We start from the raw sequence: 19990 nt of genomic DNA, 5'->3' as shown, positions 1-19990 counted from the left end.
TTAAGGAGGAATCGATAATGGCTTACAAACTTCCAGAATTACCTTATGCTTACGATGCGTTAGAACCGCACATCGACAAAGAAACGATGAACATTCACCATACGAAGCACCATAACACATACGTTACAAAATTAAACGAAGCGGTGGCCGGCAAACAAGATCTTGAAAGCAAATCTGTTGAAGAGCTTGTTTCAAACCTTGATGCTGTTCCTGAAGACATCCGCACTGCGGTCCGCAACAACGGCGGCGGACATGCCAACCATTCGCTTTTCTGGAAGCTGCTTTCTCCAAACAGCGGAGGCGCTCCTACAGGCGAATTGGCTGAAGCGATCGACAAAAAATTCGGCAGCTTTGATCAATTCAAAGAACAATTCGCAAATGCTGCAGCAGGGCGCTTTGGTTCCGGCTGGGCATGGCTTGTTGTCAACAATGGCGAACTTGAAATCACAAGCACGCCAAACCAAGATTCCCCGCTTTCAGAAGGCAAAACGCCAATTCTGGGACTTGACGTTTGGGAGCACGCTTACTACCTGAACTACCAAAACCGCCGTCCTGATTACATCAAAGCATTCTGGAACGTTGTGAATTGGGATGAAGTGGCACGCCTTTACAGCGAAGCAAAATAATCTAAAACAATGATGAAAGGCCCGCTAAAAAGCGGGCTTTTTTATTTTGCCTTTCCGGGTACATAACTGACTTTTGATGTGACAGACTAAGGAGTATCAGAAAAGGGGAGTCAGTTATGAGCAAACTCAAAAACATAATAGGCGATGTTGAAGTAAACAGAGACTTGCTGCTTTTGCTTACTGTCGGCGGCCTTTATTCGCTGAGCATTGCCCTTTCAAATACGTTCGTGAATGTGTACCTCTGGAAGCAGTCCGGAAAGTTTCTTGATTTGGCGATTTACAATTTGTCGATCGTCGTTATGCAGCCGTTGACATTTATGCTCGCGGGACGGTTGGCGAAAACGATCGACAGGGTGTTTATTTTGCGGTTCGGCGTAACGTTTTTGGCCGTTTTTTATTTGACGGTTCTTCTGGCGGGGGAAAATGCGGCGTCACGATTGGTGCTTCTCGGCGGTGTCCTTGGAATCGGCTACGGGTTTTATTGGCTCGCTTTTAATGTGCTGACGTTTGAAATCACAGAACCGGAAACGAGGGATTTCTTTAACGGATTTCTTGGCGTATTGTCATCGGGCGCAGGAATGATCGGACCGATTGTCGCAGGTTATGTGATTTCACGGCTTGCCGATAACACCGGGTATACCCTGATCTTCAGCTTGTCACTCGCTTTATTTACGATTGCCGTCATCACGAGCTTTTTCCTCAAACGGAGGGAATCGCGCGGACGGTATATTTTAAAAAAGATCTGGGCGGAACGAAATGAAGATGCAAGCTGGCGCAATATCACCAATGCGCATTTTTTCCAGGGGCTGAGAGAAGGGATCTTTGTCTTTTTAATCAATGTCTTCGTGTTCATCACGACAAAAAGCGAACTTGCCCTGGGAAAATTCGGACTGGTCAATTCAGCTGTTTCTTTTTTTGCATACTTTTTTGCCACACGGCTGATTAAAAAAAAGGCGCGCAAAAAAGCGATTCTTTTAGGCGGCCTCATCTTATTCGGATCATTGTTCCTGATTTTATTCAACATGACCTATGTGACCCTGCTCCTTTACGCGGTGGCGATTGCGATCGGTTATCCGATCCTCCTTGTTCCGTACTCATCGCTGACATATGACGTGATCGGAAAGGCGAGATACGCGAGAAAGGCGCGGATTGAATATATCGTCGTGCGGGAGGTTTTTCTCAACATGGGCCGGGTCGTGTCTATCTTGGTTTTTTTATTGCTCGTGCTTTTATTAAAAGACGATCTGGGCATTACGGTTTCATTGGTTCTGCTTGGAGCAGGCCATACGCTGATCTACTATTTCGTTAAAGATATCCGCCTGACGGAGCCCGCTCAGGAAACGGTCGGTGAGGACGCACACAAGCAGAGAGCAGAGCCTAATTTTTTGGAAGGAAAAAGATAAGGGAAAATAGTAGAAAAATGTCGCAGAACGCTTTACAATGTAAAATGGCACCTTTAATTAAGGTGTCTTTTCTTTCTTAAAAAAGGTGATGTTGAATGAGGAAAAACAAGTTGAAAACCGAAAAGCGGAAATCGCTGCCCATCAGGCTGAATATACTGTTTCTGCTCGCGTTTATCATTTTTACGGTTGTCATCGTCCGCCTTGGCATGGTGCAGATCGTGTACGGAGAAGACTATACAAACGCAGTGCAGAAGCAGGAGGAAACCGACGTCTCCTCGACTGTTCCGCGAGGGAAAATATACGACAGGAACTTAAATACGATCGTTACAAATAAGCCGCTTAATGCGATTACATACACAAGGACAGCCTCAACCTCACAAAAGGAACGGCTGTCTGTCGCAAAAAAGCTGGCGGACATGATTGACGTCGATACCGACAAGGTAACAGAGAGGGACAAAAAGGACTACTGGATTTTGACGAGAACGAAGGAAGCGAAGAAGTTGATCACCACTGCAGACCGCAAAAAAGTGAAGGACGGGAAATTGTCGGAGGACGATTTATACCAGCTTCAGCTTGAGAGGATCTCAAAAAGCATGCTCAACGAATTGACCGAAAAGGACATGAAAATCCTTGCGATCAAACGCCAGATGGACTCAGGCTATGCGTTGACGCCGCAGTATATTAAAAACAAAGGCGTTACGGCAAAAGAGATGGCCTATGTCAGCGAGCATCTTGACGAGCTACCGGGAGTGGACGTAACATCGGATTGGGAGCGCGATTATCCGTTCAACGGTCTTCTCAGGACGATGATCGGCAGCATTTCAAACTCGAATGAAGGGCTTCCGAAAAATATGCTCGACCACTATTTGTCCCTCGGCTACAACCGGAACGACCGGGTCGGAAAAAGCTACCTTGAAGCCCAGTATGAGGACGTTTTGCAAGGGCAAAAAGAAAAGGTGAAAAGCATAACCGACAAATCCGGAAATGTCATTGACACACAAGTCGTTTCAAAAGGAAAAAGCGGCAAAGACTTAGTGCTCACCATCGATGTCCAGATGCAAAAAGAAATCGAGAAAATCATCGAAGACGAGCTGAAAAGTGCAAAACTGACAAAAAGCGCTCCCCTTCTTGACCGCGCGTTTGTTGTCATGATGGATCCGAGAAACGGGGAAGTGTTGTCGATTGCCGGGAAACAGATTAAAACGAAGAACGGCAAACTGAAATTTGACGACTATGCTCTCGGGGCAATGACATCGTCATATGCCATGGGATCGGCCGTCAAAGGGGCGACCGTATTAACGGGGCTGGAGACAGGCGCGATCAATTTAAATACGACGTTTAAAGATGAACCGTTGTGGATCGGATCAGGACCTGGCGTTAAACCGAAAAAATCGTGGACAAACAGCTTGGGAACATTAGGTATCGAGGGAGCGCTTGAACAATCGTCAAACGTCTTTATGTTTAAAACGGCCATCGCGCTCGGCAAAGGGCAATATAAGCCGCATCAGCCGCTAGACATAGACACGAAAGCGTTCGACACATTCAGATACTATTTCAGTCAATTCGGCCTCGGCGTGAAAACAGGAATCGATCTTCCGAATGAAATGACGGGGTATAAAGGCTCGCAAAAACTGCCTGGTTTCCTGCTTGACTTCGCCATCGGCCAGTATGATACGTATACACCGCTGCAATTGGCGCAGTATGTTTCAACGATCGCAAACGGCGGATACCGTATGAAACCGCAGATCGTCAAGGAAATCAGAGAGCCTGATTCGAAAAAAGGCATCGGCGCCGTCACGCAGGCCGTTCAGCCTGAAGTGCTGAACAAAATCGACATGAGCGAGGCGTATCTCAAAGAAGTGCAAGAAGGATTCAGGCGTGTGATGACTAAAGGTACCGCAGCTGGGCAGTTTGCATCGGCAAAATACAAGCCCGCCGGAAAAACAGGAACGGCTGAGTCGTATTATGACGGACCGGACAAATCGAAAACGGGAACGAAAACATACAATACAACGCTTGTCGCCTACGCACCGTACGATAATCCGGAAGTCGCGATTTCCGTCGTGGTTCCTTGGCCTTATAACGACTATAGTAGGCGATATTCGATCACAAACGAAATCGGCAGAAAAGTGCTTGATAAGTATTTCGAACTGAAATCGAAACAGGCAAAAGACAATACTGCAGAAAAAAATATGAACAAGATTGAAAAAGAAGCTAACGAATAAGCGCTTCTTTCTGGAACGCCCGCATCCAAGCGGGCGTTTTTTTTACCTCAAGGCTCCCCTTCACCCCGCGTTTTATACAAACTTCAAGCTTCTTTTACAAAACCTTAATAATTCATTTAAACAAGATTAACACTGAAAAGTTACGCTATACACGTAGGACAAATTACACATTTACGCGGGAGGATTAAGAAGTGAAATCATTTAAAAAAGTCACACTGATGTTCATCATGTCCGTTTTAGTTGTCTTCGCAGCAGCTTGCGGAAGCAGTAGTACGAACGGCAGCAGCTCGGGAGAAGGCAAACAAAACGATAAAGCAGAGGATAAGGCTTCAGGATCTTTGACGATTTCCGGTTCTTCGGCGATGCAGCCGCTCGTGTTAGCCGCGGCTGAAAAATTCATGGATGAAAATCCGGATGCCGATATTCAGGTGCAGGCTGGAGGTTCTGGAACAGGTCTTTCTCAAGTAGCTGAAGGAACGGTTCAAATCGGAAATTCCGATGTATTTGCTGAAGAAAAAGAAGGCATCCCTGCCAAGGAGCTTGTTGACCATCAAGTCGCAGTAGTCGGCATGGCGGCGGCAGTTAATCCGGAAGTGGGCGTCAAGGATATTTCATTAGAGGATCTGAAAAAGGTGTTTACAGGAAAGATCAAAAACTGGAAAGAGCTTGGCGGCAAAGATCAAAAGATCACCCTCGTCAACCGTCCTGATTCTTCAGGAACCCGTGCGACATTTGTTAAATATGCGCTTGACGGAGAAACTCCTGCTGAAGGCATCACCGAGGATTCTTCAAACACGGTGAAAAAGTTAATTGCTGAAACACCGGGAGCGATCGGATATCTTGCATTTTCATATATCAAGGACAACTCAATCACTCCTCTTTCAATTGACGGAGTGAAACCGACCGCAGAAAATGTGCAAAAAGGAAAATTCCCGATTTGGGCTTATGAGCATTCTTATACAAAAGGCGAGCCTACAGGTTTGGCTAAAAAGTTCCTCGATTATTTGATGAGCGACGAAATCCAAAAATCGATCGTCACGGATCAGGGCTATATTCCTGTAACAGACATGGAAGTAAAACGTGACGCAAGCGGCAAACAATCGGATAAATAATAAAGTTAGGCCGGGAAAGTGTGCTCCTGACACTTTCCCTATTATGACTTGTTTTAATAGGAGTGTAAAAAATGGTTCAAAAAATAGAGAAACTGTCCGCAGAAGAGCGGCTGATCAGCTCCAAACAAAATCGCAAAATGGATGAAGTCCGCGGGAAGGTACTGGTCGCTTCGTGCGCGTTTATTATGATGGCGGCGGCGATTTCGATTACGATCTTCCTCGGAAACAAGGGGTTGCAATCTTTTCTGGCTAACGGTGTAAGTCCAATTGAGTTCTTAACCAGTCTAGATTGGAATCCAACAAATCAAAACCCTGAATTCGGAGCGCTTCCGTTTATTCTCGGGTCATTTGCTGTAACCTTTCTTGCATCTTTGATTGCTGCACCGCTTGGAATCGGAGGCGCGATTTACATGACCGAAATCGCACCTTCGTGGGGAAGAAAAGTATTGCAGCCGGTTGTCGAATTGCTTGTTGGCATTCCTTCCGTTGTTTATGGATTCATAGGCCTTACAGTTTTAGTGCCGTTCATCAGTCATCTGAAAACAAGCGGATCGGGGCACAGTCTGCTGGCGGGGACGATTGTCCTGGCTGTCATGATTTTGCCGACGGTCACTTCAATTTCCACGGATGCGCTCAGCTCGCTGCCAAAAAGCTTGAGGGAAGGATCATATGCTCTTGGTGCAACGAGATGGCAGACGATCAGAAAGGTGCTGATTCCTGCCGCTCTGCCGTCGCTGCTTACGGCCGTTGTGCTCGGAATGGCGAGGGCGTTCGGAGAAGCGCTAGCCGTGCAGATGGTGATCGGAAACTCAAGGAATCTTTTTGAGAGTCTCTTGGATCCAGCGGGAACATTGACAACGATTATTACGTTAAACATGGGACATACAACGTATGGAAGCGTGGAAAACAATACGCTCTGGTCGATGGGACTCGTTCTGTTGATCATGTCGTTCTTGTTCATCCTGCTGATCCGATATCTGTCATCCAGGAGGAAACTGTAATGAACAGCAAAGTAACTGATCGTATCGCAACAGGTGTTTTCGGATTGATCGCCGCGGTGATCACCGCGATTCTCGTCGGGTTGTTTTCTTATATTATCGTAGGCGGTTTTTCGCAGATCAGCCTCGAATTTTTGACGTCGCGTTCCAGCGCGCTGTCAAGCGGAGGAGGTATTCGGGATCAGCTGTTCAACTCGTTTTACATTTTGGTGCTGACCATGATCATCACTGTTCCGCTCGGAGTGGGCGGCGGTATATATATGGCGGAATATGCGCCTGACAACAAGCTGACCGACTTTATCCGGATCTGTATCGAAGTGCTGTCATCCCTTCCTTCCATCGTTATGGGGATGTTCGGCATGCTGGTATTTGTCAACATGACCGGCTGGGGATACACCATTATCGGCGGAGCCCTGGCGCTGACGGTCTTTAACCTGCCTGTAATGGTGCGGGTGACAGAGGACGCGATCCGCTCCGTTCCGAAAGAGCAAAAAGAAGCTTCCCTGGCACTGGGCGTATCGAAATGGCATACGATTAAAACCGTTTTAATCCCGGGGGCAGTCCCGTCCATTATTACGGGAGCAATCCTTGCGTCAGGACGAGTTTTTGGAGAGGCGGCCGCCTTATTGTTTACGGCGGGACTAACAACGCCGAGACTGAATTTTGCCGATTGGAATCCCTTTTCGGAAACGTCTCCGCTCAATATTTTCAGACCGGCGGAAACGCTTGCCGTCCATATTTGGAACGTCAATACACAGGGCATTATTCCTGATGCGGAAGCGATCGCAAACGGCGGGTCAGCGGTTCTCGTTTTGTCCGTCCTGCTGTTTAATCTTGCCGCAAGATGGCTTGGCTCCTTTATTCATAAGAAACTAACGGCTAATAAATAAAAAGGAAGGATGACATCTGATGGTTCAAATTCCGGCTTTGGAGATCGCGCGTGAGACGATTGGAATTGCGCCGCTGCCCGAAACGAAAGAACACATTTTAAAAGTGGAGAACTTAAATATATATTATGGAGAGAAACGGGCTGTCAACGACATTTCTTTCGATATTGACAAACACGCCGTTACAGCTTTGATCGGTCCGTCCGGCTGCGGAAAATCAACTTTTTTAAGAAGCATTAACCGAATGAACGACCTGATCGCATCCGCCAGAACGACGGGTAAAATCGTATATGAAGGGCTTAATATTCTGGATTCGAACATCAACGTTGTCAATCTCAGAAGGGAAATCGGGATGGTCTTTCAGAAGCCGAATCCTTTTCCGAAATCGATTTATCACAACATTACCCATGCGTTAAAATATGCTGGAGAACGAAGGAAATCAGTGCTGGATGATATCGTGGAAGAAAGCTTAACAAAAGCCGCATTGTGGGATGAAGTAAAAGACAGGCTCCATCAGTCGGCACTGTCATTGTCCGGAGGCCAGCAGCAGCGCCTCTGCATCGCGCGGACGCTTGCCATGAAGCCGGAAGTGCTGCTGCTGGATGAACCGGCTTCTGCCCTTGACCCGATTTCAAATGCGAAAATAGAGGAATTAATCGTTGCGTTAAAAAAGGAATATTCGATCATCATTGTCACGCACAATATGCAGCAGGCTTCAAGAATTTCCGATAAAACGGCGTTTTTCCTGAACGGTGATTTGGTGGAATACGACCGGACGGAAAAAATCTTCACCAATCCATCAGAAAAAAAGACAGACGATTATATCAACGGCAGATTTGGATAAGGAGGACGGCTTCATGAGCGCAGTTGCAGCAGTAAAGCAAAAAGAGGTGTACCGGATCAGCGATTTGAATCTGTGGTACGGCAGCCACCATGCATTAAAAAATATTAACCTGACCATTCCGGAATACGAAATTACCGCGATCATCGGCCCGTCCGGCTGCGGAAAATCGACTTTCATTAAGACGCTGAATCTGATGATCAATATGGTTCCGAACGTTAAAATGACCGGTGAAATCGCCTATGACGGAAAAAATGTGCTGAACAGCAAAGTCGATCTCGTCGAATTGAGAAAAAAAGTCGGTATGGTGTTCCAAAAAGGGAATCCGTTCCCGCAGTCGATTTTTGATAATGTCGCATACGGACCGCGAATCCACGGATTAAAAAATAAAAAAGAATTGCACGAAAGAGTGGAAAAAGCGCTGATTGACGTGGCGTTATGGGATGAAGTAAAAGACCGCCTTCAAGCCCCGGCGCTTGGCCTTTCCGGCGGACAGCAGCAGCGTTTGTGCATCGCAAGAGCGCTCGCGACGAATCCGGATGTTTTGCTGATGGATGAGCCGACATCTGCATTAGACCCTGTATCCACCTTGAAAATCGAAGAGCTCATGCTGAAGCTGAAAGAAAAGTACACGATCGCCATCGTGACTCATAATATGCAGCAGGCTTCCAGGATTTCTGACCAGACCGCTTTTTTCCTGATGGGAGAGCTCATCGAATGCAATGATACGGTCAAAATGTTTTCGTCTCCGGACGATGTGAGGACAAAAGATTATATTACCGGCCGATTTGGCTGATGGCAGGCTGCCGACTCATCGGCAGCCTTTTTATTATGCGAGGGGGAGGCTCCGGTCAACGAAAGGAAGCCGTTGGAAGAGGCTTTTTGGCATTGGAAATAGCAAAAAACAGGCTGTGTTGAGACAGCCTGTTTTTTTTAACGGGATAGAGCCTTGACGATGCTTTTTAAGCTCGATCCGCGCTTTAATTCGTATTTGCCCGCGCGGATTTTAGATTCGTAGCCCGCGTCTTTTACATAGTCTTTAAAATCATCTGCTGATGCGACAACTTTTTCTTTTTCGAGAATATCTGCAACCTCTGCCGTGCTCATGCCTTTTTTGATCTCAAGCTTGTATTTGGAGCCTTTTTTCTGCTCGTTGTCTTGTCCTGAGTCTTTCTCATTTTGGCTGGTGTCATCCTGTTTTAACGCCTTTTCTTTATATTGCAGAAGGTCCTGGTAATCTGTGCGTGTAAGCGAGACCTGATCATTGTCTTTCAAATATGTTTTGACATCGGCTTCACTGAGTTTGTTTTTTGAAGATTCTGCGTTTCCGCTGCCCGTCAGGTAAAAAGTGCCCGCCAGAACAGCCGTCGCCAAAATCATTCCCCCGGCGAAAGCTTGTACACTTTGTCTGGTCATACGAGCACCCTCTCATTATCCTTGATGATCGCTTTTACATCTTCAACAGAGACATGCTCTGCTTTGGCAATCGCTTCTTCTGACATACCGTTTTGATATTTTGAAAGAATTTGTTTTGCGATATGCTGGCTGATGCCTGCGTTCGGTCTGCGGACAACGACGTTTGAATCGAGGAGCTCTTCCTCAAGCACCGTCATTTTCTTTTTCAGCTTATAGATTTCCTGCATGGCGGACAGCTGGAGCGTTTCCAGTTCCTGTTCAACTTCTTTAATCGGTTCTCTCTGAAAATATGAGAATGCGATCAGCGCAATGCTGACAACGAGCAGCGCAATGATAGCAATTTCCACGTTCATCACCTTCAATTCTTATTTTCTCCTTCTTTTTTATACCATAAAAACGCTTGCTTCAAAAGGAATTAATAAAAAAAATAAAAAATTTGTCGACAAAATTCATTTTCATTGGTGCCTTTGCATGATGTATAAGAACACAGGCTCTTCGGGGAGCGGCGTGGTAGTGAAGCGGCAAGCCGGGAAAACGCCTTTTCAATATAATATTCGAAACGGTTATTCGTTTTCTAGCGATCGTTTGCAAATAGATTCCGAACATTAGCCGTCCCTCGGAGTTGAGGATTCTATCCTGTCAGCGGCTTAAGCCGTGCCATGGCGGTCGATGAACTATTTCGGGACATAGCGCCCTAAAGAGGACAAATAAAAGAGGAAGGCTATTATTTTCGGCCTGCATGACCGGCAAACAGCAGAAAAGCATTTTTGGAAGGCGTATATGCCTCAAACTTTTGACTAAACCCGCACAAACTGAAAAAAACGCCTGGCATTCCGGCTTCAATAGTGGTATTATAGATAGGTCTGAACAGCAAATGATATATAGTTTGGAGGGAAAATAAATGCGCGTAAATATTACTTTGGCTTGCACTGAATGCGGCGAGCGTAACTATATTACTAAAAAGAACAAGCGTAACAACCCGGATCGCGTTGAATTCAAAAAGTATTGCCCACGTGACAAAAAATCAACTTTACACCGCGAAACAAAGTAAGCAGCAGGAATTTTCCTGCTGTTTTTTTCAATTTGAAAGGGGGATCGATGTGAAGCGTTCGTTACGAAGCGAGGTCAGAAATCAACTTGCAAAGCTTACGGATCAGGAATTTCGGCAAAAAACAAAGGCAATCCATCAGGCATTTTTAGAGTCGAGGGAGTGGGCGGATTCATCTGTCATCGCCATGACCATTTCAAGAAGGCCGGAGGTCCCGACAAGGCCGATTATTGAGCAGGCTTGGCGCGAAGGCAAGACGGTGTGTATTCCAAAATGCCTCCCTGAAACAAAAGAGATGCATTTCCGCCGTTTCAAAGATGACAGTGAGCTGGAGGTCGTCTACTTCGAGCTTCAGGAGCCGATCATACATCAAACAGAGCTGATCAAGCCGGAGGATATCGATCTTATCGTTGTTCCGGGGATATGCTTTGATCTTGAGGGATATAGGATCGGTTATGGCGGCGGTTATTATGACCGGTATTTGGAGGGCTTTATGAATGAGACTGCATCGCTTGCCTTTCATTGCCAAATCGTTGAGCGCGTTCCCCGCGAGGTGCACGATATCCCGGTGAAGCAAATTTTCACTGAGGAAAGGACATTCGTTTGCCGCTGAATAAATATTGTAAAATGAGACACGATACGGTTATAGGAGGGATGATATGAGGAAAATGACTTTTATTGTGCTGGGCACGCTTGCCGCACTCGTATTTTTTCAAAACCGCTATCGTGTGATCAATTTCATTCTTGGCCGCGACCGCATCCGCCACTACTTCATTCATTGGATCATGAGAATTCCGTTTATCCGAAACAAGTTTATCCAGCAGGCGTTTTAAATCCCGTGTAAAAACGGGATTTTTTATGCGCTGATGTGAAACCGCGCAAGAAAGGGCGTTTCCTGTTATAATGAACAAAAACCATTGTGGAGCGACGCTATGTATTCATTTGATTACATGTACTGGAATTTCATCAAACATCTCGTGGAACGGGATTATGAGCTTGTGCAGGCGCCGGCTTCGTTCGGGGAAGCCTGGCTTGAAGCCGGGGGAAGCGCTCCGTACGATTTGATCCGCATCTACCGGCAGGATATTGATTTTAGACACGAGCTCGTCCGCGATCTTGAGTCATTAGCAGAAAGAACGGAGCGTTTAAGGGCCGCCTCAGGCAGACGGAAGCTTTCGGTTTTAACCGTTTATTTATCACAGCAAGCGCCTGTTGACGAGTGGGAAGACGTTGTCAGCCATTCGATTGAAGGCAAAAGAGTCAGCATTGCGCCGATATTCATCGATGAAGCCTCCATAGAGGAAGGCCTCAAGAAAATCGCCGTCGCCTTACACATACATACTGGCGGCTGGACGGAAGACATCAAGGATGCTACATACGAAGAAGCCGAGAAAATCAGGGTTGAAGTTTTGGAGGCTGCAAAGCGCAGGGAAGAAGAAAGAAAGCGGGAAGCGGCGCTTTTTGAAAGGGGAACGCCGATTGTCACCTGGTTTTTCGCCGGTCTTCAAGTCATCATGTTTCTTCTATTAGAAATATCGGGAGGCAGCCAAAATACCGAAACGCTCATTCGGTTTGGCGCAAAGGAAAACAGCTTAATATTGGCGGGGGAGTGGTGGAGACTGCTTACGCCGATCGTCCTCCATATCGGACTCGTCCACTTGTTATTTAACACGTTTGCATTGTTGTCGGTAGGAGCGGCAGCAGAAAGGGTCTACGGTTCATTCCGGTTTCTCGCGATTTACTTAACGGCCGGGATTTTCGGTTCGATCGGCAGCTTTTTGTTCAGTCCGTATCCTTCTGCGGGAGCGTCAGGGGCAATCTTCGGATGCTTGGGAGCCCTTTTGTTCCTCGCTTTTTCAAACCGAAAGGCCTTTTTAAAGACGATTGGAACGAATATTATCGTCATCATCATCCTGAACCTCGGGCTCGGCTTTGCCGTTTCGAACATTGACAACGCCGGGCATATCGGCGGCTTGATCGGGGGATTGCTTTCGGCAATGGCAGTCGGGCTCCCCGGGAAAAGGAACGCGGGGCAGCGGGTGATCGGCTGGGTTTCAGTCCTCGTCATTGGCGGAGGAGCGCTTTACTGGGGCTTTCATTCCGCGCCCGTTCAGGAAAGCGCCCTCCTGTATAATGCCTGGAAGTGGTATGAAGAAGGCGAATACGAAAAGGTGAGGAATGCGCTGCAGGAAGCCGGCGGACGGGAAGACACTTCAAGCGACATTTTGAAAGTCCTCGCCATTTCCGAAATTCAGCTCGGCGAATACGGTACCGCTGAAAAAAGGCTCGCAGCCCTCGTGAAAAAAGATCCTTCAGATCATGCTTCCTTCTATTATATTGCAGTGCTGCACGCCAAAAAGGGAGAATTGAAAAAAGCGGAGCAGTCCGTTGAACAAGCGCTAAAAGAAAAACCGGATGAAGAGATGTATCAAACGCTGAAGAATGAAATTAAAAATGAATTAGACAAGTAATCAAGTATGAAATGCTTCCGTTATGTTAAAAATGGTCTGAAAAACAGATCTTTTGACGGGAGCTTTTTCATGGGAAAAAAACAGTTTGTGAAGGAAAACCTGGCTGAAAATGTCAAATATTTAAATGAAAAATTGGGGATCGGCAAAAGCTTTGACATGATCCGGCTCGATGTGATCTACGCCGGAAGAAACATGGCCCTGTATTTGGTCGACGGGTTTGTAAAAGACGATATTACGCATCATTTGCTAAAAAATCTTTCAAAGCTTTCTCCTGAGTGTCTGGAAGACGATCCGCTCGAAAAGCTGATCAAAACCTATATACCTTATATCGAAGTTTCGACAGAGGATGACCTCGACAAAGCAGCAGACCAGGTGCTGGCGGGTCCGGCCGTGCTGTTTGCAGACGGTGTCGACCATGCCATTGTTATAGATGCCAGGACATATCCGGCGAGAAATCCTGAAGAGCCTGACAATGAACGTGTCGTCAGGGGATCGAGGGACGGTTTTGTCGAAACGATTGTATTTAACACAGCATTGACAAGAAGAAGAATCCGCGACCGTTCGTTGAGAATGGAGATTCTCCAAGTAGGGAGAAGAAGCAAAACGGACGTTGTCGTGTGCTATCTTGAAGACATCGCTGATTTGGAGAACGTGAAAAAGCTAAAAAAATCACTGGAAGCGATCGATACGGATGCTTTGACAATGGCCGAAAAAACGCTGGAAGAGTACATCGGCGGCCGACATTGGAATCCGTATCCGACGGTCCGCTATACAGAAAGGCCTGATACGGCCGCAGTACATTTGTATGAAGGCCACATCCTCGTCTTTGTCGACGGCTCGCCGAGCGCCCTGATTACGCCTGTAACCTTCTGGCACCATTTGCAGCATGCAGAAGAGTACAGAAATAAACCGCTGGCAGGGGCTTATTTGCGTATGGTTCGCTTTATATCGGTATTGGCATCGATCTTCCTGCTGCCGCTGTGGTTTTTGCTGTCCATTCACCCTGAACTGCTGCCGGACGCCCTTCATTATATCGGGCCTGATAAAAAGGGAGCGCTGCCGTTACTGGCGCAGTTTCTGATCATCGAATTAGGGGTCGATATGATGAGAATGGCGGCGATTCACACGCCGTCATCGCTTGCCACAGCTCTCGGTCTTGTGGCTGCGTTAATGATCGGCGAAGTGGCGGTGCAGGTCGGGCTCTTCTCCCATGAGGTCGTGCTGTATTTAGCCGTTGCGGCAATCGGCACGTTCGCCACGCCGAGTTATGAGATGAGCATCGCCAACCGCCTTGTCAGGCTCGCCCTTCTCATTGCTGCGGGGGCTTTTGGTCCGATGGGCTTTGTCATCGGCATTTTCTGCTGGATCATTTATCTGGTAAGGATGAAATCCTTTCATGTTCCTTATTTATGGCCGTTTATTCCCTTTGATTACAGGGCTTTCCGCGATATCGCGATTCGCACTCCGATGCCGCTGAAAAACAGAAGGCCCGTATTTTTAGACCCGCAGGACCCCGACCGCTAAAGTCTGTTTTCACAAATAGAAGACAGGCTTTTTTTTTGCTTGACGCCAACCGGGTTTATTTATACGCTATTGTTAGGTTTTTAAAAGAATGGTGGATGACATGAAAACAGCATACGATGTACAGTTGTTCTTGAAACGATTCGGGTGCTATGTGTATTTCGGAAATCGGGAGCTGGAGCTTGAGTATATGATGGACGAACTCAAAGAAATGCTTCTTGCAAACCTGATCGAAAAAAAAGAATGGGCACAAGCGATGTCGATTTTGCAGAATGAACTGACAAATATAAAGAGAAAATAAAACAGTTGGGTTTTAAGGGGGACTTATGATGAATGAAAGCTGGCTGGTCGGAGTCGACCTCGGGGGAACGACCGTAAAACTCGCTTTTGTAAGCGCTTATGGGGAGATCCGCCACAAGTGGGAAATCCCGACGGATAAATCTGGAAAAATGGTGACGGTAGACATCGCAAAAGCGATTGACAGCAAGCTGAAGGAAATCGGAAAGCCGAAACACATTTTAAAATGGATCGGAATGGGTGCGCCTGGACCGGTTAATATAGAGACGGGCGTTGTTTACAAGACGACCAATATGGGCTGGGAAAACTATCCGTTAAAAGACCATCTGGAGGCGGAAACAGGGCTTCCGGCCGTCATCGAAAACGACGCAAACATCGCCGCGCTCGGGGAAATGTGGAAAGGTGCGGGTGACGGCGCAAAAGATCTCATTCTCGTTACGTTAGGAACCGGTGTCGGCGGCGGCATTATCGTCAACGGTGAAATCGTCCACGGCAAGAATGGAGCCGGAGGAGAAATCGGCCACATTTGTGCTGCTGCAGAAGGAGGTGCCCCTTGCAACTGCGGGAAAACCGGCTGCATTGAAACGATTGCGTCCGCCACCGGCATTGTCAGGATCGCCAAAGAGAAAATTGCGGCAGGCGATTGTGAAACCGTTTTAAAAGATCACCCTGCACTATCTTCACGCGAAATTTTCGAAGCGGCTGAACAAAACGATCCGGCAGCAGCGTATGTCATCGAATATGTTACAAACCACCTCGGACTGGTTCTCGGCAATCTGGCAAGCTCCTTGAATCCTTCAAAAATCGTCATTGGCGGCGGCGTGTCAAAAGCGGGCGAAATCCTCCGCGCCAATGTTGAAAAATCGTTTAAAAAGTACGTGTTTCCAAGAGCTGGAGAGGCTGCTGATATCGTGATCGCTTCACTCGGAAATGATGCCGGCGTTATCGGCGGGGCGTGGATCGCAAAGAACGCATGGCTGCAAAGCGAGGCCCAGCTTCATTAAGGGAAGCTTTGTAAAAATGGATTGATTTTTTTAAAAAGACACGCTAAGATATAATTTAGTTATTTTTAACTTTTTTACTAAAACATGAAATTTATGGAATCTGCCCGAGTGCTGCATAGGGAGGTTTGGAATGCAAAAGTCATTTTTTTCGAAAATTTCGTTTTTGCTCATTGCGACATTGCTGATGTGGCTGAAAACGTATGTCGTGTATAAAACAAGCTTCAACATTAAAATCGAAAATTTTATGCAAGAGTATATTTTGTTCATCAATCCACTAAGTTTTTTGCTGTTTATTTTCGGATTCGGCCTGTTTTTTAAAGAAAAAAACAGAAATCGTTTTATTATCGGGGCGAGCATCGTTCTGACGTTCGTCCTCTTGGCAAATATGATTTTCTACCGTTTTTACAATGACTTTCTGACGATCCCGGTATTGTTCCAGACGAATAACATGGGCGACTTGGGAAGCAGCATCAATTCCTTGTTCATGCCTACCGATCTCCTTCTCGTCGTTGACATCATCATTTTGATGTGGCTGTACAAGCGCCAGCCGGAGAAAACCGTCGGTGCGGCGACAAGGAAAGAGAAGGCGGCTTACTTTCTGTTTGTCGCAGCCGTTTTCTTTTTTAATCTGGGAGTATCGGAAACAGAGAGGCCGCAGCTCTTGACGAGATCGTTTGACAGGGAAGTGCTCGTCAAAAACATCAGCCTCTACAATTTCCACATCTACGATGCCCTGATCCAGTCCAAGCAGTCTGCCCAGCGCGCACTGGCTGACAGCAACAGCCTCACCGAAATCGAAAACTATCTCAGCGCAAACCGGACTGACCCGAGCAAGAAAATGTCCGGAATCGCCAAAGGGCGCAATGTGATTTTAGTTTCATTGGAATCCACCCAAAGCTTTGTCTTGAACCGGAAATTGAACGGCAAAGAAATCACTCCTTATTTGAACGACCTGATCAAAAAAAGCTACAGCTTTGAAAACGTTTATCATCAGACAGGACAGGGGAAAACAGCAGATTCTGAATTCATCGTCGACAACTCTCTTTATCCTTTGGGAAGAGGAGCGGTCTTCTTTACAAATGCCGCAAACAAATATACGGCGATGCCTGCCATTTTAAAAAATCACGGCTACTATTCCGCGGTTTTTCATGCAAACAACAAAAGCTTCTGGAACCGGGACATCATGTACGAGTCGCTTAAATATGATAAGTTTTACGATGTCAAATCGTATGACGTAAATGATGAAAACTCGGTAGGGTGGGGATTGAAAGATAAAGAATTTTTTGAGCAGACATCAGAGCTGATGAAAAAAATCCCGCAGCCGTTTTACACCCGTTTGATCACGCTGACGAATCATTTTCCTTTTGAACTGAACGAAGAGGATAAAATGATCGACGAATTCGATTCGAAAAGCCGCACGCTGAACAGATATTTCCCGACCGTCCGCTATCAGGACGAAGCGCTTAAACGGTTCATTGAAAAGCTGAAAAAGGACGGACTGTATGATAATTCGATAATCGTTTTATACGGGGACCATTACGGAATTTCGGAAAACCATAATGAAGCGATGGGACAGTTCCTCGGCAAGGAAATCACGCCTTTTGAAGAAGTCCAGCTTCAACGAGTCCCGCTCGTGATCCACATTCCGGGCGTCACGGATAAAAAGCCGAAAACGATTGACACCGTCGGCGGTCAGGTAGATATCCGACCGACATTGCTCAACTTGCTCGGGATCGATTCAAGCGATCAAATCCAGTTCGGGAACGACCTGTTTTCCAGCGATAAAACGGAATTCACAGTTCTTCGCGACGGCAGCATCATTACGAAGGACCGCATATATACAGACGGCGTATGCTATGATAAATCAACCGGCGAGCCTGCGAAAGATCCAGAAAGCTGTGAAGCTTTTGCCGAAAAAGCAAAACAGGAGCTTTCATACTCTGATCAAATCATTTACGGGGATCTATTGAGATTTTATGACAGTGAACGTTTAAAAAGTCACCGAAAGAAAAGCAATAAAGAATAAGAAAAAGCTTCCGTGCATTGGCCGGAAGCTTCAGCATGTAGAGAAAACGATGTCTTTTCTACAGGCTTTTTTGTTTATGTGCTGTTTCTTTAGATATTCATCGGATTTTAGATACAAAAAGAGAGCTCCCACATATCTGGCCCTGCTTGGCTGGGTATGTTGCAATCTGTTCTGGCATGCGGCTGTGAGGAGAACTTGTTCAATCACATTCCGTTTTCCCCTCAACCTGCAATAGCGAAGCCCCTGCAGCTGTTTTGAATCTGCAAAGCTTTGCTCTATTTTTTTTATTGGGTTTTCCCTGAAACAGACAAACGATTTTGTCTGACCTTTACTTTGTGGTCCTCCTACTCATGCCGGTGATGTTTTCGCTGTAGTAAGGCTTAACCTTTTCAATGATAAAAGAGAAGTCTATGTGTTTATCAATTTTTCGAAGTGATGATCCTCTTCGACGAGTTGATCAAGCAGAACAAATTCGGCTGCGTCGTGTGAAACATGAGAAAGACACCATCCTTTTTAGTCTTTCTTTTATTACAGGAGAATGGATATTTTAAGGAAAAATAAAGGCTGTCGAGATTTTCTCGACAGCCTCCTTTGCTTTTGTAAGTATATCCACCAAAGTCCATTTTATGGACGGGATTGATATGATTCATCGAGTGGATTTGCCCTGTTTATGATACCTGTTTCATTTCTTTTCTGGAGCGGTCTTTCTTGTGGTATCCAATAAAATAAATGAGACCGACAAACACGGCTCCGCCAATGACATTGCCGATAAAGGCCGGAATGATGTTTCCGATAAACTGCCCCCACGTGAACGAGCCTGCAAAAATGGCTGCGGGAATCACAAACATGTTGGCGACAACGTGCTGAAATCCGATTGCCACAAAAGCCATAATTGGGAACCAGATGCCAAGGATTTTTCCTGCTCCGTCTTGTGCGCCGAAAGAAAGCCATACCGCAAGACATACAAGCCAGTTACAGCCGATGCCGGAAATGAGAACCTTGCCGAAGCTCATATCGAGTTTTCCTTGTGCAACGGCGATCGTTTTTTCCAAATAAGGACCTGTTTCAGTCAAACCAACCAAATGTCCGAAAAAATAAGCAACAAACAGTGCTCCGATTAAGTTCATCATCGTGACGATTCCCCAGTTAACCGCCAATTGTTTTAATGATATTTTTCTTGAAAATAAAGCCATCGCAACGGACATCATATTCCCTGTAATCAATTCAGCGCCAGCGAGCACCACAAGTATCAGACCGACAGGAAATACGGCAGCTCCGATCAGGCTGGACAGGCTTCCCCATTCTTTCGGCAGGTCGCCGATTACCCTGATGTCAAGCAAGTACCCAAGCGCGATAAATGCGCCGCCTAAAAACCCCAATACAAGCAGAGACGGCAGCGGGAGCTGTATTTTTTTCATCCCTGCTTCAATTGCTGCATCCGCTATTTCATCCGGTTTTCGAAAAGCCATACTAAAACCCTCCAATATTTCTTCTTTTTTCACAGTTATGGCAGAAAGACAATAAAAAAAGGCAGCACTCAAATAACCTGTGTCAACCAGGCGTTCGAATGCTGCCTAACTTGTATGCAGACCCATACAACAAAATCAAGCAGAATTAAGATATTGAAAGAGAATATATACAGTTCGTGCATACATTCCAGTGCTTTTGTCTTCTATAGCCGTAGCAACATTATATCAAATGTGACAAAAATGTGTCAACGACAAATATGCTAGCTTTGCAGCGCTTCTTTTTGATCAAAGACAAACACAGATAAAGCGGGATGGTCCTCAATTTTTATATCAGAAAACACATGAACTAACCCAGCCCAGATCAGCTCCTCTCCATTCCATCCGGCGTTCGTTTGGGATAAAGATCTTGAATCAGGATTGTCCGGGCCGCATGCACCATTTCTCTTCCTTCAGGTCTGCGGGGATAAACTGCTCGCTTGCACTCAGATTTCTGTACAGTGTTGAGACTGCCATGTTTTCTACAAATACAGTATGAATCCTTTCAGGCCCTTTCCCGAACAGTTCTTTGCGAAGTTTTCGAATAATATCATTGAACTTATGAATTTTCTTAGACATGCTGAAGCTTCCGTGCATTGGCCGGAAGCTT

Annotated in this window: 19 protein-coding genes and 2 pseudogenes; 16 read left to right on the top strand and 5 right to left on the bottom strand. The window is 46.2% G+C overall.

Annotation, left to right across the window (positions count from 1 at the left end; translation table 11 throughout):
• Nucleotides 1-17: 17 nt before the first annotated feature.
• From sodA to pstB (V7126_RS11805), 8 genes are all read left to right on the top strand, one after another.
• A complete protein-coding gene (gene sodA, locus V7126_RS11840) occupies nucleotides 18-626 on the top strand; it encodes a superoxide dismutase SodA (protein WP_175077020.1) in 609 nt (202 codons plus the stop codon).
• A gap of 116 nt (nucleotides 627-742) precedes the next feature.
• Nucleotides 743-2029 carry an MFS transporter gene (locus tag V7126_RS11835; protein WP_046129998.1) on the top strand — a complete coding sequence of 429 codons (1287 nt, stop codon included), beginning with the start codon at nucleotides 743-745 and terminating at the stop codon, nucleotides 2027-2029.
• A 95-nt stretch (nucleotides 2030-2124) separates the two neighbouring features.
• Complete coding sequence (locus tag V7126_RS11830; RefSeq protein ID WP_046129997.1) at nucleotides 2125-4254, top strand: peptidoglycan D,D-transpeptidase FtsI family protein; 2130 nt, start codon at nucleotides 2125-2127, stop codon at nucleotides 4252-4254.
• Nucleotides 4255-4445: 191 nt separating this feature from the next.
• On the top strand, nucleotides 4446-5366 hold the full coding sequence (locus V7126_RS11825; protein WP_269082022.1) for a phosphate ABC transporter substrate-binding protein: 921 nt from the start codon (nucleotides 4446-4448) through the stop codon (nucleotides 5364-5366).
• 71 nt (nucleotides 5367-5437) lie between these two features.
• Complete coding sequence (pstC, locus tag V7126_RS11820) at nucleotides 5438-6367, top strand: phosphate ABC transporter permease subunit PstC (RefSeq protein WP_335497611.1); 930 nt, start codon at nucleotides 5438-5440, stop codon at nucleotides 6365-6367.
• A complete protein-coding gene (gene pstA / locus V7126_RS11815) occupies nucleotides 6367-7254 on the top strand; it encodes a phosphate ABC transporter permease PstA (RefSeq protein ID WP_046129995.1) in 888 nt (295 codons plus the stop codon). Before pstC ends, pstA begins: the two co-directional genes overlap by 1 nt.
• Before the next feature lie 19 nt (nucleotides 7255-7273).
• On the top strand, nucleotides 7274-8095 hold the full coding sequence (pstB, locus tag V7126_RS11810; protein WP_046129994.1) for a phosphate ABC transporter ATP-binding protein PstB: 822 nt from the start codon (nucleotides 7274-7276) through the stop codon (nucleotides 8093-8095).
• Between the two features lie 13 nt (nucleotides 8096-8108).
• Nucleotides 8109-8888 (top strand): phosphate ABC transporter ATP-binding protein PstB, encoded by a 780-nt coding sequence (gene pstB, locus V7126_RS11805; protein ID WP_046129993.1) that lies wholly within the window; start codon nucleotides 8109-8111, stop codon nucleotides 8886-8888.
• Nucleotides 8889-9025: 137 nt separating this feature from the next.
• Here pstB (V7126_RS11805) and V7126_RS11800 read toward each other — a convergent pair whose 3' ends face one another.
• Together V7126_RS11800 and V7126_RS11795 are read right to left on the bottom strand one after the other, a co-directional pair.
• Nucleotides 9026-9508, bottom strand: a complete 483-nt coding sequence (locus tag V7126_RS11800; protein ID WP_335497610.1) for an endolytic transglycosylase MltG — start codon at nucleotides 9506-9508, stop codon at nucleotides 9026-9028.
• Nucleotides 9505-9855, bottom strand: a complete 351-nt coding sequence (locus V7126_RS11795; RefSeq protein WP_046130043.1) for a hypothetical protein — start codon at nucleotides 9853-9855, stop codon at nucleotides 9505-9507. Before V7126_RS11795 ends, V7126_RS11800 begins: the two co-directional genes overlap by 4 nt.
• A 554-nt stretch (nucleotides 9856-10409) precedes the next feature.
• Between V7126_RS11795 and rpmG the strand changes: the two genes are divergently transcribed.
• From rpmG to V7126_RS11755, 8 genes are all read left to right on the top strand, one after another.
• Nucleotides 10410-10559 (top strand): 50S ribosomal protein L33, encoded by a 150-nt coding sequence (gene rpmG / locus V7126_RS11790; RefSeq protein WP_006637557.1) that lies wholly within the window; start codon nucleotides 10410-10412, stop codon nucleotides 10557-10559.
• Nucleotides 10560-10608: 49 nt separating this feature from the next.
• Entirely contained in the window at nucleotides 10609-11169 is a 561-nt protein-coding gene (locus tag V7126_RS11785) for a 5-formyltetrahydrofolate cyclo-ligase (protein ID WP_335497609.1), read from the top strand.
• Between the two features lie 46 nt (nucleotides 11170-11215).
• On the top strand, nucleotides 11216-11389 hold the full coding sequence (locus tag V7126_RS11780; protein WP_096891857.1) for a hypothetical protein: 174 nt from the start codon (nucleotides 11216-11218) through the stop codon (nucleotides 11387-11389).
• Nucleotides 11390-11488: 99 nt separating this feature from the next.
• Nucleotides 11489-13027, top strand: coding sequence for a rhomboid family protein (locus tag V7126_RS11775; RefSeq protein ID WP_046129989.1), 1539 nt, complete (start codon nucleotides 11489-11491; stop codon nucleotides 13025-13027).
• 69 nt (nucleotides 13028-13096) lie between these two features.
• On the top strand, nucleotides 13097-14551 hold the full coding sequence (locus V7126_RS11770) for a spore germination protein (protein WP_046129988.1): 1455 nt from the start codon (nucleotides 13097-13099) through the stop codon (nucleotides 14549-14551).
• A 100-nt stretch (nucleotides 14552-14651) separates the two neighbouring features.
• Entirely contained in the window at nucleotides 14652-14849 is a 198-nt protein-coding gene (locus V7126_RS11765; RefSeq protein WP_046129987.1) for a YqgQ family protein, read from the top strand.
• Between the two features lie 28 nt (nucleotides 14850-14877).
• Nucleotides 14878-15849, top strand: coding sequence for an ROK family glucokinase (locus tag V7126_RS11760; protein ID WP_175077022.1), 972 nt, complete (start codon nucleotides 14878-14880; stop codon nucleotides 15847-15849).
• A 130-nt stretch (nucleotides 15850-15979) separates the two neighbouring features.
• The gene (locus tag V7126_RS11755) at nucleotides 15980-17875 is read left to right on the top strand and encodes an LTA synthase family protein (RefSeq protein ID WP_046129985.1); all 1896 of its coding nucleotides are present in this window, start codon (nucleotides 15980-15982) and stop codon (nucleotides 17873-17875) included.
• Between the two features lie 30 nt (nucleotides 17876-17905).
• Here V7126_RS11755 and V7126_RS11750 read toward each other — a convergent pair.
• The 3 genes and pseudogenes from V7126_RS11750 to V7126_RS11740 form a co-directional block, all read right to left on the bottom strand.
• Nucleotides 17906-18160, bottom strand: a pseudogene (locus V7126_RS11750) (transposase); the annotation flags it as partial.
• 383 nt (nucleotides 18161-18543) lie between these two features.
• Nucleotides 18544-19344, bottom strand: a complete 801-nt coding sequence (locus V7126_RS11745; RefSeq protein ID WP_046129984.1) for a formate/nitrite transporter family protein — start codon at nucleotides 19342-19344, stop codon at nucleotides 18544-18546.
• A 260-nt stretch (nucleotides 19345-19604) separates the two neighbouring features.
• Nucleotides 19605-19959, bottom strand: a pseudogene (locus V7126_RS11740) (DUF2294 domain-containing protein).
• Nucleotides 19960-19990 lie beyond the last annotated feature (31 nt).

Source organism: Bacillus sp. JJ675, from assembly GCF_036963165.1.
GTDB lineage: Bacteria > Bacillota > Bacilli > Bacillales > Bacillaceae > Bacillus > Bacillus glycinifermentans.
The sequence above is the reverse complement of the archived record's forward strand: the minus strand, read 5'-3'. Positions and strand labels throughout refer to the sequence as shown.